The organism is Kribbella polygonati (assembly GCF_050320105.1).
Taxonomy (GTDB): domain Bacteria; phylum Actinomycetota; class Actinomycetes; order Propionibacteriales; family Kribbellaceae; genus Kribbella.
In genome coordinates this window covers 1,027,127-1,042,890 of record NZ_CP190129.1, presented here as the reverse complement: position 1 = coordinate 1,042,890, position 15,764 = coordinate 1,027,127, and the positions used below count along the sequence as shown (strand labels likewise).

At 68.8% G+C, this 15,764-nt stretch carries 14 protein-coding genes; 6 read left to right on the top strand and 8 right to left on the bottom strand.

What is annotated here, in order from left to right; genetic code table 11:
* The first annotated feature begins 2 nt into the window (after positions 1-2).
* Positions 3-887: a sigma-70 family RNA polymerase sigma factor gene (locus tag ACQHIV_RS04950; protein ID WP_427892102.1), complete on the top strand. Its 885-nt coding sequence runs from the start codon at positions 3-5 to the stop codon at positions 885-887.
* Here the strand turns inward: ACQHIV_RS04950 and ACQHIV_RS04945 are convergent.
* The 5 genes from ACQHIV_RS04945 to ACQHIV_RS04925 all read right to left on the bottom strand — a co-directional run bounded on the left by ACQHIV_RS04945 (position 884) and on the right by ACQHIV_RS04925 (position 7,447).
* Complete coding sequence (locus ACQHIV_RS04945) at positions 884-2,479, bottom strand: hypothetical protein (protein ID WP_427892100.1); 1,596 nt, start codon at positions 2,477-2,479, stop codon at positions 884-886. The two genes, ACQHIV_RS04950 and ACQHIV_RS04945, sit on opposite strands and share 4 nt — an antisense overlap.
* Before the next feature lie 59 nt (positions 2,480-2,538).
* Positions 2,539-3,432: a carbohydrate ABC transporter permease gene (locus tag ACQHIV_RS04940; RefSeq protein WP_427892098.1), complete on the bottom strand. Its 894-nt coding sequence runs from the start codon at positions 3,430-3,432 to the stop codon at positions 2,539-2,541.
* Complete coding sequence (locus tag ACQHIV_RS04935; RefSeq protein ID WP_427892096.1) at positions 3,429-4,400, bottom strand: ABC transporter permease; 972 nt, start codon at positions 4,398-4,400, stop codon at positions 3,429-3,431. The genes ACQHIV_RS04940 and ACQHIV_RS04935 overlap by 4 nt, the downstream gene beginning before the upstream one ends.
* Positions 4,401-4,496: 96 nt before the next feature.
* Positions 4,497-6,317 carry a DUF2264 domain-containing protein gene (locus ACQHIV_RS04930; protein WP_427892094.1) on the bottom strand — a complete coding sequence of 607 codons (1,821 nt, stop codon included), beginning with the start codon at positions 6,315-6,317 and terminating at the stop codon, positions 4,497-4,499.
* Positions 6,314-7,447 (bottom strand): glycosyltransferase WbsX family protein, encoded by a 1,134-nt coding sequence (locus tag ACQHIV_RS04925; RefSeq protein WP_427892092.1) that lies wholly within the window; start codon positions 7,445-7,447, stop codon positions 6,314-6,316. Before ACQHIV_RS04925 ends, ACQHIV_RS04930 begins: the two co-directional genes overlap by 4 nt.
* A gap of 102 nt (positions 7,448-7,549) precedes the next feature.
* Here ACQHIV_RS04925 and ACQHIV_RS04920 point away from each other — a divergent pair, with 102 nt between their 5' ends.
* From ACQHIV_RS04920 to ACQHIV_RS04910, 3 genes are all read left to right on the top strand, one after another.
* Positions 7,550-8,503: a helix-turn-helix domain-containing protein gene (locus ACQHIV_RS04920; protein ID WP_427892090.1), complete on the top strand. Its 954-nt coding sequence runs from the start codon at positions 7,550-7,552 to the stop codon at positions 8,501-8,503.
* A gap of 135 nt (positions 8,504-8,638) precedes the next feature.
* A complete protein-coding gene (locus tag ACQHIV_RS04915; RefSeq protein WP_427892089.1) occupies positions 8,639-10,342 on the top strand; it encodes a hypothetical protein in 1,704 nt (567 codons plus the stop codon).
* 43 nt (positions 10,343-10,385) lie between these two features.
* On the top strand, positions 10,386-10,574 hold the full coding sequence (locus tag ACQHIV_RS04910) for a phytanoyl-CoA dioxygenase family protein (RefSeq protein WP_427892087.1): 189 nt from the start codon (positions 10,386-10,388) through the stop codon (positions 10,572-10,574).
* Here the strand turns inward: ACQHIV_RS04910 and ACQHIV_RS04905 are convergent.
* Positions 10,550-11,422, bottom strand: a complete 873-nt coding sequence (locus tag ACQHIV_RS04905; protein ID WP_427892086.1) for a GDSL-type esterase/lipase family protein — start codon at positions 11,420-11,422, stop codon at positions 10,550-10,552. The genes ACQHIV_RS04910 and ACQHIV_RS04905 overlap by 25 nt on opposite strands.
* 322 nt (positions 11,423-11,744) lie before the next feature.
* Between ACQHIV_RS04905 and ACQHIV_RS04900 the strand changes: the two genes are divergently transcribed.
* Positions 11,745-12,986 (top strand): glycosyltransferase 87 family protein, encoded by a 1,242-nt coding sequence (locus ACQHIV_RS04900; RefSeq protein WP_427892084.1) that lies wholly within the window; start codon positions 11,745-11,747, stop codon positions 12,984-12,986.
* Here the strand turns inward: ACQHIV_RS04900 and ACQHIV_RS04895 are convergent.
* Positions 12,963-14,042, bottom strand: coding sequence for a DUF5937 family protein (locus ACQHIV_RS04895; RefSeq protein WP_427892082.1), 1,080 nt, complete (start codon positions 14,040-14,042; stop codon positions 12,963-12,965). The two genes, ACQHIV_RS04900 and ACQHIV_RS04895, sit on opposite strands and share 24 nt — an antisense overlap.
* 99 nt (positions 14,043-14,141) lie before the next feature.
* Between ACQHIV_RS04895 and ACQHIV_RS04890 the strand changes: the two genes are divergently transcribed.
* Positions 14,142-15,365, top strand: a complete 1,224-nt coding sequence (locus ACQHIV_RS04890) for an MFS transporter (RefSeq protein ID WP_427892080.1) — start codon at positions 14,142-14,144, stop codon at positions 15,363-15,365.
* Here ACQHIV_RS04890 and ACQHIV_RS04885 read toward each other — a convergent pair.
* A complete protein-coding gene (locus tag ACQHIV_RS04885; protein ID WP_427892078.1) occupies positions 15,262-15,714 on the bottom strand; it encodes a nitroreductase family deazaflavin-dependent oxidoreductase in 453 nt (150 codons plus the stop codon). The genes ACQHIV_RS04890 and ACQHIV_RS04885 overlap by 104 nt on opposite strands.
* Between the last annotated feature and the right edge of the window lie 50 nt (positions 15,715-15,764).

Genomic DNA, 15,764 nt, shown 5'->3' with positions numbered 1-15,764 from the left:
CCGTGGACGACCAGCAGTGGTTCGCCGAACACTTCGCGGAGCAGCGGCCCCGGCTGCGGGCGATCGCCTACCGGATGCTGGGTTCGACGACCGAGGCCGAGGACGCGCTGCAGGAGGCCTGGATCCGCTCGATCCGCTCCGACAGCACGTCGATCGACAACATCGACGCCTGGCTGACCACCCTGGTCGGCCGGGTCTGCATCGACATCCTCCGGCAACGCCGTACCCACCCGGAGGACCCGAGCGGTACGTCGCTGCCCGAGCCGTTGCTCGCCGACGGCAACCAGCAGGACCCGGAACAGGCCGCCCTGCTCGCCGACTCGGTCGGGCTCGCACTGATGGTCGTGCTCGGCACCCTGGAGCCGGCCGAACGTCTCGCCTTCGTGCTGCACGACATGTTCGGCGTACCGTTCGACCAGCTCGCGCCGATCCTGGACCGCAGCCCAGCGGCAGCCAGGCAGCTCGCCAGCCGCGCCCGCCGCCGGATCCGCGGTACGCCGACGGTCCCGGACGCCGATCTGGACACCCAACTCCGGGTCGCGACCGCGTTCCTCGAAGCGGCACGGGCCGGCGACTTCGAAGGACTGCTCAAGGTCCTGGACCCGGAGGTCGTGTTCCGCGTCGACACCGGCTCCCGCACCTGGCTCGCCCCCGCACTGCTCACCGGCGCCGCGGACGTCGCCGAACACGCCGCCGCCCACGGCCCCCGCTTCGCCACCCTCTGCCACCCCGCCGTCGTCAACGGCGCCGCCGGCGTGATCGCCAAGACCCGCGGCCGCACCGTCGCCGTCGTCGGCATGACCGTCGTCCACAACCGCATCACCGAGATCAACCTCGTCCTCGACACCGACAAGCTCGCCGGCGTGAACGAACCCAGTGCGCGCTAGCGGGTCTGCAGTTGGGTTTCGTACTCCTTGCGCATTGCGTCGCCGCCGGTGTTGCGCCACGTCCGCACCAGGTCGTCGAGCGTGCTCATCGGCTTGCGGCCCTGGACGATGTCCTTCACGCCGTCGCTGATCGCCTTGTCGAGTACGGCGTTCTTCGTGGCGCTGGTGTTCGAGAACAATCCGACGGTCGGGTTGACCGAGGTCTTCGCGAGCACCTTCGTCTGGTACGCGTGCTGTACGTCGGCGTCCTGCGGCCGGCCCGGCTGGTAGACGACCGCGGGGGCGTCGGCCAGGTACCGGATCGGGATCGCCGTGTTCGTCTGACCGGCCTGCGTGAGGGTCGGATCGCCGTCGGCGTTCACGGTGTGGTCGACGCCTTCCTTGCCGAAGACCCGGTAGACGTACTCGTCCGTGCCGAACGGGGCCGCCAGCCAGTTCAGGACCCGCAGAACCAGCTCGATCTTCTTCGGATCGGTCTGCTTCTTCAGCGCGGTGATCGAGTAGATGCCGCCGCCCTGCCACCACGGCGCGAGCTCGCCGCCCTCCCGGGTGTACGCCGGCATCAGCCCGAGCTTGAACTTCGGGTTCCCGGCCGCGGTCTGGATGTACTGGTTCCAGCCCAGGTACCCGTCGATCGCGTTGATCGCGATCGTCCCGGCGTTGAACAGGTTCTTGAACGGGATCTGGTCCGAGAACGAGTCCGGATGGATCACGCCCGCGTTCCACAACTGGGTGAGGTCCGCGATGCCCTGCTTGTACTCCGGGGTCTCGTACTGGTGGGTGAGCTTCCCGCCCTCCTCCCGCCAGCCGTTCGGCGCCTTGTTCATCATCTGCAGGAAGTCCCGGACCTGGTTCCACGCGCCGAACGCCCAGCGCCTGGACTTCGGGTCGGTCAGCGCCTTCGCGGCGTCGGTCAGCTCCGCGAAACTCTTCGGCTCCGGCGACACCCCGGCCGCCTCGAACAGGTCCTGCCGGATGAAGCTGTACAGCTGCACGGCACCCCGCGGGATCGGTACGCCGTAGATCCCGCCGTTGTACACCGCCGACTTCCAGGTCCGGGTCGGGATGTTCGCGAGGTTCGGGTACTTCTTGATCGCATCCCCGGCCAGGTACTCGTCCAGCCGGGTGAACCGCTTGTCCAGCAGCGCGGGCAGGTTCGCCACCGGCCGCATCTGCAGTACGTCGGGCAGCTCGTTGCCGGCGATCGTCGTCGCGAACTTCTGCTCGTAGTCCGCCGCCGGCACCATCTGCAGCTTCAGGTCGACGCCGAGCCGGTCGTTCAGGCCGGCCCAGTAACTGTTGCTTCCGGCACCTGGTGGCACGGGCAGGAAGATGTTCGCCATCCCGGTGACCGTCTCGCCGTTGCCCGGCTTGTCCGGCACCGACTTCGGCCGCTCCTTCGGGAAGTGCCGGAACGCCGGGTCGACTCCCTCGGCGGTCGCCGGCAGATCGGGCGTGATCCCGCCGTACGCGGCGTACGTCGGCAGCGTCACCTTGGTGTTGGACTCCACCGAGTTCGACTGGCTGCCGCCGCCACCGCTGCTGCAGCCGGAAATGCCCAGGAACGCCGCTGCCCCGCCCCCCGCACCCACCAGAAAGGACCTGCGCCCGATTGCTCTGTACACCATTGCGTTTCTCCTGACTGAAAACTTCAACCTTTGACGGCGCCGACCATGACTCCCTTGGCAAAGTGCTTCTGCAGGAAGGGATAGACGACCAGGATCGGTACCAGGGCGACGACCAGGATCGCCATCTGCAACGGCAATTGGGGCGGCATCGCCTCGGCTCCGGCGCCGACCTGGTCACCGCCGATCGTCGTCTGGTTCACGACGAAGGTGCGCAGTACCAGAGACATCGGCCACTTGTCCGTGCTCTGGATGTACAGCAGTGCGTTGAAGAACGCGTTCCAATAGCCGACCGCGTAGAACAGACCCATCACGGCCAGTACCGCCTTCGACAGCGGCAGCACGATCCGGACCAGCGTGGTCGCGCTGGACGCGCCGTCGATCGCCGCCGACTCGAACAGCTCCTGCGGCAGTTGCTGGAAGAACGCCCGCATCACCAGCACGTTGAAGGCGTTCACCACCACCGGCAGGATCAGCGACCACCACGAGTCCAGCAGGCCGAGCTGCTTCACCACGAGATAGCTCGGGATCAGCCCCGGGCTGAACAGCACGGCGCCGAGCACCACCATCAGCATCGGTCGCGCGCCGGCCGCGCCGCGCCGGGACAACCAGTACGCCAGGCCGGACGTGGCGGTCAGCGAGAACAACGTACCGACCACCGTGATGCCGATGGAGATCGTCAACGCGCGCGTGACCACTCCCCCGGACAGGATCGCCCGGTACGCCGAGATCGACGTACCACCGGGCCACAGCACCATGCCGCCGCCGGAGGTGTCGATCGTCTTCTGATCCGCCAGCGAGGTCGCGACGATCGACCAGAACGGGACGATCACCAGCAGTACGGCGATCCCGAGCGCGATCGACTTCGTTGCCTGGACCAACGGATTGGGCCGTTCCATCCAGATCGGGCGGGTACTCATTTCTGGTACACCCCCGGTTCGCCGAACAGATGGGCCAGCTTGTTCGCACCCATCACCAGCAGCACCCCGACGACGCTCTTCACCAGCCCCGCCGCGGTCGACATCCCCCAGTTGCCGCCGATGATGCCGTTGTTGTAGACCCACGTGTCCAGCACCTCGCTGGCGTCGGCGCCGACCGGCCCCTGCTGCAGGATGATCTGCTCGAACCCGACCGACAGGCTGTCGCCGAGCCGCAGGATCAGCAGCAGGACGAAGATCCCGCGCAGCGCCGGCAACGTGATGTGCCAGAGCCGCTGGCGCGCGTTCGCGCCGTCGACCGCGGACGCCTCGTACTGCTCCTGGTCGACCTGGGCGAGCGCGGCCAGGAAGATGATCGTGCCCCAGCCCGCGTCCTTCCAGATCACCTGCGTGGTCAGCAGCACCTTGAACAGGTCCGGTACGCCGATGATGTGGAACATCGGCAGGTCGTGCTGGATCAGGAACGTGTTCAGCATGCCCGCGTTGCCGAGCATCTGCTGGAAGATCGCGACCACGATCACCCACGACAGGAAGTGCGGCAGGTACAGCACCGACTGCAGCAGCCGCTTCAGCCGCTCACCGGCCAGGCTGTTCAGCAGCAGCGCGATCCCGAGCGGGATCGGGAACACCAGCACGGCCTGGACCACGGTCAGGATCAGCGTGTTGAGCAGCGCGTTCCGGAACGCGGGGTTGCCGTCCCAGAGGAACGAGAAGTTCTGCAGGCCGACGTACGGCGCGTCCGTGATGCCGAGGTACGGCTGGTAGTCCTTGAACGCGATGATGTTGCCGAGCAGCGGAACGTACTGGAACAGGACCAGAGCCGTGGCACCGGGCAGCCCGAGGGCGACCAGCAGCCGGTCCCGGCGGAGCCGCTGCAACCGTCGCGGTGACTCGCTCGCGACTGCCGATCGGCTGGTGGCGGCGAGCTTGTGCTTGACGGTCATGGCCATGAACTCCTCCTCTCGATTTCCCGGATGTTATTGACGGCTGTCGGGCACCTACTACCGGCTGGATTGACCGAAACTAGGACAGGATTGGCGCCCCGCTCAGATCTCATCGGAAACGCCGTCCGGCCAGGCGACGCTGGGACGGCCGGTTCCGGACACCACAACCGTCGGCCAGTCCGGCGCGGCGACGCCGAGGTACGACCCGACCACGTACCACCGCCCCACCTCCGGCCCGTCGAACCGGCACCACGGCACCTCGATCTCGGCCCCGAACGCCGTCTCCAACTCATGCACCGAACGACCGATCACCCCGCCCGCAGTAAACGAGACAACCGCACTGACAAGATCCCCCCGAGCCCCCTCAGCCGCCTCCCGCGGAACCCCAAACCCAGAAACCACCAACCCCCCAGCCTCCCGGTCGGGTTGCAGGTGGGCGGTGCCCGTGAGGCGTACGGCTCGGATCTCAATCGGGCCGCGGACGACCGACACGCACTCCAGTTCCGGGCCCGCGTCGGACCCTCCGGACGTGCGCGCGAAGCGCGCGATGTGGCGGCTTTCGGCGCGGTTGTTGTTGATGGCGACCAGGTTGATCAGGGGGCGTTGGGACCAGCGGCCGGCGGCGTCGACGAGGGCGACCTGGTTGTCCACCGCTTGCCCGGCGGAGCCGTCCGTCAGCGGGACAGGAGCCGTCACGGTGGAGTAGCCGAATCTGTTGTACAGCGGGCTTTCCAGGCCCGGTGTGGCGGTGCTGTGATCAACCCCGTGATTGATCACCCGGACGATCCCGTCCGCCTCGGTGCCCGCGACCAGCCAGCCGGTCGGACGGATCGCCCGCACACCCTCGATCGGCGCGACTTCCTCCGGCTCGGTCCACACGGGATGCGTCTCCGGCAACAACAACCCGGCGAAGCCGAGGCTCGCCCAGTACGGCCCACCCGGACCCGAGTACGGCTGCCGCATCGGCTCGAACCGGTCCAGCCACCCAAGGCTCAGCAGACCGTCCTTGTCGTACGCACCCCGCTCGACGAAGTACTTGATCGCTCCCAGGCACGTATGCCGGAGCCGACCCGGCGGCAGCGGGTTCGCATCGAAGACCGCGCCCGCCCACAGCGCCCCGACCACAGCATGCCGATACACCAACGACCTGCCCTGATACAGCGGCGCACCGTCGGCGCCGAACAGCCCGGCGGCACTCGCGACGTACGCCTGGAGCCGTTCGGCGTACAGCGCCTGACGCTCGACGATCCCCGGCTCGCCGGCAGACATCCGGCAGTACCACACCGAGAACAGCTGCATCACGAACCCGGCGTACCAGTCGATGTTCCCGCCGCGCCCGTCCGGCCGGCCGTCGCTGTACCAGCCGTCGCCCAGGTAGCAGCCGTCGAGATACGCGAGGAACTCGTCCGTCCGCGCCTGGTCGTGCGGTCCCCCGACCGACCGCAGGAACGCCTGCGTCACGTTGTGGAACCACTGCCAGTTGCTCTCCGGATACCAAGCCCCGATCGACCCGGCCAGCCAGTCGACGACACGGCCCTGTACGGCGGCCGGCAACCGATCCCAGATCCACCGCCGGGTCTCGTGCAGCGCGATCGAGATCGCCGCCGCCTCGACCCGCGCCTGCGGTACGTCGACCAGCGACGGCCACCGCTCAGGCGAGTCGGGATCCGTACCCGCCGCCAGCCCGCGCGCGTACCACCCGGCGTGGTCGTGCGGATCGGACTCCGCGGTCGACAGCCGGAACCCGACCGCGAGAAACGACCGGGCGAACGCCTCCAGCCCGTCCGAGACCGGACCCGACTGCCCCGCCGGCCCGGGGAGATCGAACCGGGCGTGGTCCGGGGTCGCCCACGGACGCAGCGCCAGCAGCGACTCGTCGGCCAGGTCGGCGAGGTGCTGCCGGGTCCAGCCGGTCGGCGTCATTCCCGGGTCCCGAAGACCCGGCGGATCTGCTCCAGGTGCCCGTGCCGGTGCAGTGTGTCCGGCTCCAGGTAGCTGCCCTCGGTCCACTCGTTCCAGGCGTTGATCGTGACCAGCGGAACGTTGGTCTGCTCAACGAATTCCCGAACCTGTTCGAGCGCCCGGCCGAACTGTTCCGGCGACGCGTCCGCGATGATGTTCGTGTGCGGGTACCCGAGCGCCGGGTTGAACCGGTCCGACTGCACGGTCCGCGGCGACGAGTCCCAGCCGACCGTGATGTTCGGGTAGTACGGCTGCGCGTACTCCGCGGCGTACCGCTTCCAGCCGTCCACGGCCTGCTCGAGCATGTCGGCGTACGGCGTGAGCAGGTCCGGCATCGGGTGGTGGTGCACCCAGACGTACGACGTGACGCTGTCGAAGCCGAGGCGGCTGATCAGGGTCGGGCCGTCGAGCGAGACCCCGTCGTCGGGCAGCACCTGCCGCTCGCGGGCGATCGCGTTCAGGTGGATCGCCGGGAACCCCGCCTTCGCGGCCCGTTCGCGCAGACCGTCGAGCGCGGCCCGCGCGGCCTCGACGCCGCCGAGGCCCTCCACCAGCGTCGCGAGTTCGTAGATCGACAGGTACGGGTCGCCGTCGATCCGCAGGTACGCCGGGTGCCCGAAGTACCGCTCGATCATGTAGTCGGTGGCGGCCTCGAACTGGGCCGCGTCCACGGTGCCGGACTCGAGCTGGGTGGCCGGCGTCGCGGACTTCCACGGGTGGATGTTGCTCCAGTGGTGGTTCGCCCACATCAGCGCGAACTTCATCTCCCCGGCGGCCGCGTTGGGCATGAACGCCGCCTCCAGGGGACGCTCCAGGTACGGGCGCCCGTCGTACCAGTACCAGTCGAACAGGAACGCGTCCACGCCGTGCCCGGTCGCCATCGCGATCTTGCCCGCCATCACGTCCGGATCCGCCTCGTCCAGGTAGCCGTCGAGCGGGACCCGCGGCTGCAGGTGGCCCTCGAACCGGGACTCGGCACGCTTCACGAGTTCCCACTCGGTCCAGTCCTCGCCGTGCCACCGCTCGTTGCGCGGATCGACGTGGTAGTTGGGGAAGTAGTACGCCGCGATCGCGACGTCGCGTTGGGACACAGGGGTCACTCCTCGGAACTCTGTCACGGTGCTCGGTGATGTGATGTTATTGACGATCGAGGCGCCGCACCTTCGCGGAGGTTGAGGGAAAGTAGGACAAAAGTGGCCAGTCGCAGCAAGCCCCGGTACGAGCGCGCCGCGGTCTTCAACCCGGACGGCCTGCCGGTCTGGGCCGACCGGCACCGGCTGCCCGGTGACGTCGCGGCGCACGACCACGACTTCTTCGAGATCGCGCTCGTCACGCAGGGCCGCGGCCTGCACATCGCGGCCGACGGCGACCACCCGATCGGCCCGGGCAGCGCGATCGTCGTACCGCCGAACCAGTGGCACGGGTACGCGCAGTGCGAGGACCTGGTGGTGTTCGACAGCTTCGTCGCGCCCGAGCTGATCGACGGCACGCTGTCGTTCCTGGACGCCGAGCTGCCGCTGATGCAGACGGTGCACAAGTCGAGCCTGCCGCTGCCGCAGCGCATCGAGCTCGGCAAGTACGACGTGAGCCTCGCGATCGCGGAGCTGCACAGCATGAGCGACACCACCCCGGCCCGGCGCACCCGGATCGAGCTGGTCGGCCACCTGCTGATCTACCTGAACATCCTGAACCGCTGCTGGTCGCCGGAGCAGGCGATCCACCGCCGGTCGATCGCCCCGCTGCACCCCGCGGTGTCGCGGGCCGCGCAGCTGATGGAGGACGAACCGGGCCGGCCGTGGACGCTGGCACAACTGGCCGCCGCGACTACCACCGAGCGGACCCACCTGGTGCGGCTGTTCCAGCGCGAGCTCGGGTCGCCGCCGATCGCCTACCTCAACCGGCTACGGGAGCAGGCCGCGGCCCGGCTGCTGGTCCAGACCGATACACCGGTCGCGCAGATCGGTGCGCGCGTCGGCTGGGAGGATGCCGGGTACTTCGCCCGCCGGTTCAAGACGGCGTACGGCCTGAGCCCGTCGGCGTACCGCAACCGCGCCCGCACCGGCGAGGCCCGGTACCACGCGACGGCCGAGCCGATGCCGGCGCTGCCGGTCAGCGGTGCGCGCTTCGGTGGCCAGATCGTCGGCTGAAAGGTGCCCCTGGCAACTTTTGTCGGTGGGGCGGCCAACTTCGTCCTAGATTCGGTCAACCGGAGCGAAGGCGGATCCGGTCCCGACAGGCAATGATGCACGAACAGTTGAGGCTCCCAGCATTGGAGATGAGTCATGTCTGTTCATGAGTCGGGGCTGAATCGCCGCGACGTGCTGAAGGCGGCGGCCGTCGTGTCCGGCGGCGTCGTCCTGGGTCTACCTGGCGGCACGGCTGCCGCGAAGAGGATCAAGGCCGCCCCGGCGCTGGTCGGGGCGATCCGCTGGGACGCCTGGGTCGGCGGCGACACGCACGTCGGCAGCACCGTGAACCGCACGTTGTCCCCGCAGCAGTACCAGTTCCGGCTGCCGTACTACGCCCAGATCACCGTGCCCAACCGGCTGCTGATCAACCAGAACTTCGATGCGGAGACGACTGGCGCGGCGCCGTCGGGGTGGACCGTGTCGTCGCCGGCCGGAACGACGGTGTCCGTCGTCGACGGCCCCGACCGTACCGGCAAGACCGTCCACCTGCACGACGAGTCCACGACGCTGATGGCCTCGATGACGCACACGTTCGCCGGACAGAGCCGCGCCGTGACGGTGCAGTGGGACTGGAAGGAGACCGTCGCCGGCAAGTGGGCGCGCGCCCTGCTGGTCGCCGGCTCGGCCGCCGCGGTCGACATCGCCACGAATACCGATGCCAACGGCAAGCATCTGATGATGCGCGCGCCGGACGGCACGTGGAAGACGCTGCAGGACGTCGCCGACGACACCTGGTACACGATCAAGGTGATCGCCGACCCCGCGCCGCCCGGCGAGACGCCGTGGGTGGACGTATACGTCAACGGCGTACGGCGGATCAGCCACGCGGCGCTGCTGGTGACGGCGCCGACGTTCGACAGCCTCGCGCTCCGTACCAACGAGGCGCTCACCTCGGACCTGTACGTCGACAACGTCAGCGTCGCGGTGACCGAGTCGGTGAACGCCGACGGCGCGACCCAGGCGATCATGGACCAGGAGATCCAGTACGCCGCGGCGGCCGGCATCGACTACTGGGCGTTCGTCTACTACCCGCAGGACCCGCTGAACCGCGCCCGGAACCTCTACCTGTCGAGCACCCACCGCAATGACGTCAGCTGGTGCGCGCTGCTCGACGGGAACTTCACCGGGGCGTTCGACGCGAACCTTCCGGCGCTGGCGTCGCACTGGAGCGAGTCGAACTACCAGAAGGTGCTCGGCGGGCGCCCGCTGGTCTACTTCCTGTCCGGCGCCGACGCCGGCAAGGTCGCCAAGCTGCGGGCGAAGGCGACCGAGCTCGGCGTCGCGGACCCGTACGTCGTCGTGATGGCGTGGACCGCGCAGGGCGCGGCCGACCTGAAGACCACGGTCGGCGCCGACGCGGTCAGCCGGTACGCGACCGGCGGGGTGAACGGTGCGACGTACGCGAGCCTCGCCGCGTCCGAGGCCGGGCTGTGGAACGACTACTCGACCGCCGCGGGCCAGGTCGTCCCGACGGTGTCGACCGGGTGGGACAACCGGCCCCGGTACGACTATCCGGTGTCGTGGATCGCCGACTACACACCGCTGAAGGACAACTGGAGCCAGCAGGCGACACCCGCCGAGATCGCGTCCCACCTCGGAGCCGCCATCACCTGGGGTGCGGGCCATCCGGCGAACTCGCCGGCCAACACCGTCCTGATCTACGCCTGGAACGAGTTCGACGAGGGCGGCTGGATCTGCCCGACCCTCTACGAGATCCGCGACTCCGGCCGGCCACTCCGGCTGGACGCCATCGCCGGGGTGTCGCGAACCGGGCTCACCAAACGACGCGGCCATTGACGAGCAGCTGTGTGACGACGAGGTGCAGGTAGCCCGGGACACTGTGGTTCCGCTCCCGCCGGGCGGAATCCTGTTCTTCCACGGGCTCCTGCACCACGGGACGCCGGCCAACCGCACCGGCACCCGCCGCCGCGCTGTCCAGTTGCACTACCTGCCGGCAGGCGTCGTGGACATCGCCGAGGCGCGGCGGCTCGAGATCTTCGGCGGTCAGGGCAAGGGGGTCAGCTGCTGAATCGCGGCCGCCAGTTTGCCGGCGATCTTGTTGTGCGCGGCGATCGTCGGATGCGTCCCGTCGGTCGTCTCGGTCGCCCGGTCGATCCAGCCGGTGGTGTCCACGAACAGGTCCCCGGTCGTGCCGACCACCTCGGCGATCTCGTCGCGGTGGTTGGTGTTGAACGGCGACATCGCGATGATCGTGACGTCCGGATAGTAGCCGCGCACATTCCGCAGGAACGCCAGATAGGCCGGCTTGAAGTCCGGACTGGTGGAATCATTCGTCCCGAGGTTGATCACGACGTAGTCCGGAACATAGCGCGAGGTGTCCCATTCGGGAACGTTCACCTCACCCGGAACATATTCGGACAGTTTGGTGTACCGGTTCAGCATTCCCGACTTGTCCGGCGAGCCGAACCCCGGCGTCATCGCGATCCCGCCGAACGCCACGGTGTTGTGCGACAACCCCAGCAGTTCGGGCGTCTTGTAACTGAACGAACTCCCCAGCGAGTTCACCAGCCCCGGCCCGATGTACCCGACCGAGATCGAGTCGCCGACGAACTCCATCGCCGGCCGCTTCGCTGCCGGGACCACCTGCCCCACTTCGAAGTACTTCACCCGCGGGAACGACTGCTGGTACTCCGAGTAGAACTGGACGGAGTGCCGCCTGTTCTCGAGCCCGGACGCGAGCACCACCGTCCCGCTCGCGGTGATGTTCCGCTGCACCGGTCCCCCGTCGACGCGGTACAGCAGCCGGCAGGTATTGCCGAGCGTGACCGATACCGACGTACCGACGAAATCGAACTCGAGCCCGCTCTGGAAATACCCGACGACAGACCCGTCCGGCTGCGGCTGCCATCTGCCCAAATATCGAACACACCGGTCACTCGGTAAAACCACCGTTGTCCTCGGCACCGCGAACGCGACGTCGGGAACCCCCAGAACAATCCCACCCACCGCAGCCTTGAGAACCACTCTCCGACCGATCCCAGTCATTCGACCGCCTCCTTTCGGAGTGACCGTAACGACTGCGCGCGCGACAGTCCTTGGACTACGTTGCCCGATCACCGGACGATATTTCGCGGCCCGGCTGTTAACAGGCTGTAACACGGTCGCTCCAATACCGCGCTAGCGCGGATCCGGCCCGGAGCCGGATGCTGGAGGGGGTGGGACTTGGGGGGAGACCGGGTTGACAGACGATCCGTCAGCGAAACAGCACGACCGAGCGGTAACCGGGCGGTGGGGCGTCGTCGCGCTGCTGGACGCCCGGTGGCTGTGGGTCCTCGCCGTACTGGCCGGGATAGCGGCGGCTGTCCTGCTGCCGGTGTTGTGGGACCACACCGGCGCGGACCTCAAGGTCTACCGGCTCGGCGGCGACACGATCGTGACCGACCCGTCGGCGCTCTACTCGGCCCGGCTGCCGAGGATCTCGCTGCCCTTCACCTATCCGCCGTTCGCCGCGCTGGTCTTCGTACCGTTGGCACTGCTGCCGTGGCCGCTCGCGTACGGCGTCTCGATCGCCGGCTCGATCGCCGCGCTGTGGCTGATTCTCCGGTACTCGCTCAACCATCCGCGGCTGCGGACCGCGGCCATGGTGGTGGCGGTGGCCGTGTGCCTTCTCGTCGAGCCGGTGCGCGAGACGCTGTCGTACGGTCAGATCAACCTGTTCCTCTGCGCCCTCGTCATGTACGACGTACTCGACCGGAAACACGCCGGTCGAGGGATCTGGATCGGGGTCGCGGCGGGGATCAAGCTGACGCCGCTCGTCTTCGTCGCGTGGCTCCTGGTCACCAGGCAATGGCGCGCCCTCAGGTACGCGGCCGCGACCTTCTGCGGCACGGTGCTGATCGGGCTCGTCTTCGCACCGAGCGCATCGTGGGAGTACTGGACGCGGCTCGTCTTCAACGCGGGCCGGATCGGACCGCCGGCGTTCGCCGGCAACCAGTCCTGGAACGGCCTGCTCGTGAGATTGGGCGCACCCTCGAGCGGAGCGGTGTGGATGGTCCTGGTGCTCGCGACCGTCGTCGCCGGTCTCTGGCTGAGCCGCCGCCTGTACGACCAGGGGCAGACGCTGGCGAGTCTGTGCGTCGGCGCGACCGTCGGACTGCTGTGCGCGCCGATCTCGTGGGACCACCACTGGGTGTGGATGGTCCCGATGGGCATCGCACTGGCCAAAATGGTGCCTGCTCGTCGGCCGCTGGTCAGGCTCGCGGTGGCCGCTGTCTGGTTCGGCTACTTCATCGCGGGGCCGTTCCGGTGGGTGCCACAGGCCTTCGACCGCGAGTACGACTGGACCCTTGGCCAGCAACTCCCCGGCAACGCCTACATCCTCGCGGGCATCGCCGCCGTCACCATGCTCGCGATCACGAGCAGGACCGGACGCGCCCGGCATCAGACGAAGTACCCGTCAACGCAGTACAGCGGTCACTAGGTCGGAGCCCAGGCTGGTCAGGTCCGGGAGATTGGCGGTGTAGCGGACGTATCGACCCTGGCGTTCGGAGGTGAGCAGGCCGGCGCGGCGGAGGACTGCCAGGTGACGGGAGACCTCCGGGGGCGTGAGCTGCCAGGCGTCGGCGAGTTCGCCGGTGGTGTGCGGGCCGCGGGCGAGGGTGCGGAGCAGGCGGAGACGAACCGGATGCGCGAGCGCCTCCAGCCGGAGGGTGACCGTTTCCAGCGAGACCGGCTCCGCCGCGATCGGGTCGGCGACGGGGTACTGGATGACCGGTTCCCACCCTGGTGCGTGCACCGCCACGAGGTGCGGGCGGCCGAAGACGCTGGGCAGAAGGGTGACCCCGGCGCCGGAGGTCGCGTTGTCCTGTAGCTTGTCGACGACGATGCAGTCCCCGTCCGGCGAGAGCGTGATCGCGCTGGAGACGGCCGCGAGCGCTGCCGCGATGCCCTGGCGTTTCAGCAGGTCGTTCTTCACCCGCAGATCGGTCGCGAGCTGTACGGCGGCCCCTGCCCAGGCGGCGTCGAAGAACGCCTCGGCGCACTGTTCGAGGGTGTCCCGGACCCGCGCCCGTACGGCGGCGGGATCCGCGAGCAGCCGTTCCGCGAACGCCTCCTGCAGTACGCCGCGGGCCTGCGCCAGGTCCAGCGCCCGCTCCCGCGCCGTCGCGTCGGCCAGCGGTGACGGCGTACCGAAGTGGACGCGGTTGCTGCCACAGGTGGTGATGAGCGCGGCGGTGACGTAAGTTTCGTCGTCGATCCGGTCGACGTCGTCCAGCTCCTCGGCGAGGGTCGGACGCGGACGCGCGGGCACCAGGAAGTCGGCCCGCGAGGACCGCCAGAGGAACTCGGCCTCCCGCAACCGCTCGGCCAGTTCCGGCCGCAGCCCGGCCCAGACGTCCGCGGCCCAGCCGGCGAGCTGCGGGTGATGCGCCGGCTCGGCCAGTACGTGGAGCATCGCGGTCAGCTCGGCCAACGGCGACGCGGCGAACCGCACCCGCCCGGACGGCACACCGCCGATGTCGATCCTCAACGTCACCTCCACATTCTCGCCGGACGCCCGTACGCCGAGCACGTCAGTTGACAGGTTTCGTCAACCGGCATGCCTCGTACGGCGGCCGGCCGCACCGTTGCCGCCATGGCAAAGATCCAGCTGCGGCCCCTCGTCCGCGCCTCCGGAGGCCCCCGGTACGCCGTCGCGCTCGTCGTGGACGCACTCGGCACCGGGCTGTTGCGGCCGTTCCTCTTGCTGTACGGCGTGGCGGTACTGAAGTTGTCCGCGCCGGTCGCCGGCCTTGCGATGACGGGCGGCATCGTCGTGGGCCTGGTGTGTATGCCCGCGGTCGGGCGATGGCTGGACCGCGGGGCGCGCAGTACGGTCGTTGCCGCGTCGATGCTGGTGCGGGTGGTCGGTGTGGGGTTGTTGCTGGCCGCGAACGCTCAGCAGGTCTGGGTTTTCGCGGCTGCGGCGCTGTTCCTTGGCATCGGCAACCAAGCGTGGCCCGCCGCGCACGCGGCACTTGTCGCGGCGGTCGCGCACGGGCGTGAGCGCGACGCCGCGCTGGCGGCTGGTCGTTCCCTGCGCAACGCGGGTGTGGGTGCGGGGGCGTTGGTCGCGACGGCTTGCCTGGCAGGCGGGACCTCGGCTTTGCATGCGATGGCGGCGGTGACGGGGCTTGCGTATCTTGTCGCGGCGGCGTTGGCCTGGTCGGTGCACGTCGACGTACCTGCTGCTCGCAGTCAGGCGGTCGGGCCGGCGCCGAAAATGGGTGTGCTGCTGGCGGTCAACGTTGTCTATGTCTTCTGTCTGAACGTTCCCGAGATCGCGATCCCGTTGATCCTGGTGACGCAGTTGCACGAATCCCCCGCGTGGGCGGCGGCCGTTCTGGTGGCGAACACGGTGCTGGTGGTCGCGCTGCAGGTGCCGGTGACGATCCTGATGTCGCGCTTCTCCCGGCGTCCGGCGCTGGTCGTCGCGGGCGTCGTACTCGCGGCGTCGTACGTCGGGTTCCTCGCGGCGACCGCGCTGGGACACGGGTGGCGCGCTCCGGCCGTCGGCGTGGTGTCAGTGGTCTGCACGCTCGGGGAGATCATCTACGCGGGCAGCGCCACCGCTCTCGTCACCGCGCTCGCCCCGCCGCGGTTGCTCGGACGGGCGCTGTCGCGCTTCCAGCTCTCGACCGGGTTCAGCCTCGCCGTCTCCCCCGCGATCATCACCACGCTCGCCGCTCGCAGCGAGGTCACACTGTGGGTGCCGCTCACGGTTGCGACGCTGCTCGCTGCGGCGCGGCTTCGAGTATCACCACCGGAATCTGACGCTCGGTCCGTCGCTGGTAGCGCTCGTAGCCTTCGTAGATCTTGACGATGCTGCTCCACAGGGCTTCGCGCTCGGGGCCGGTTGCGGTGCGGGCGCGGAGGGAGCGGGTGCGGCCGCGGAGGAGGACCTGTACGTCGGGGTTGGAGCGCAGGTTCCGGTACCAGGCGGGGTGCCGGTCATCCCCGCCGAACGACGCGACCAGCACGACCCGCTCGTCGTCGGCGATCGGCGCGGCGAGGGTCGTCGTACGCCGCTGACCACTCTTCCGCCCAACGGTCACGAGCCCGACCACCGGCATCCCCATAGCCCGCCCGAACACCCGCCCCTTCGACCGAAAGAACACCACCACGTGCAGCTTCGTCGAGAACTTGTACAGCAGGTCCTTGGTCCGCATCTCCACCCTCCATCGCAACTCCAAGTTGCAATACAGAGTCGCACGCCAAC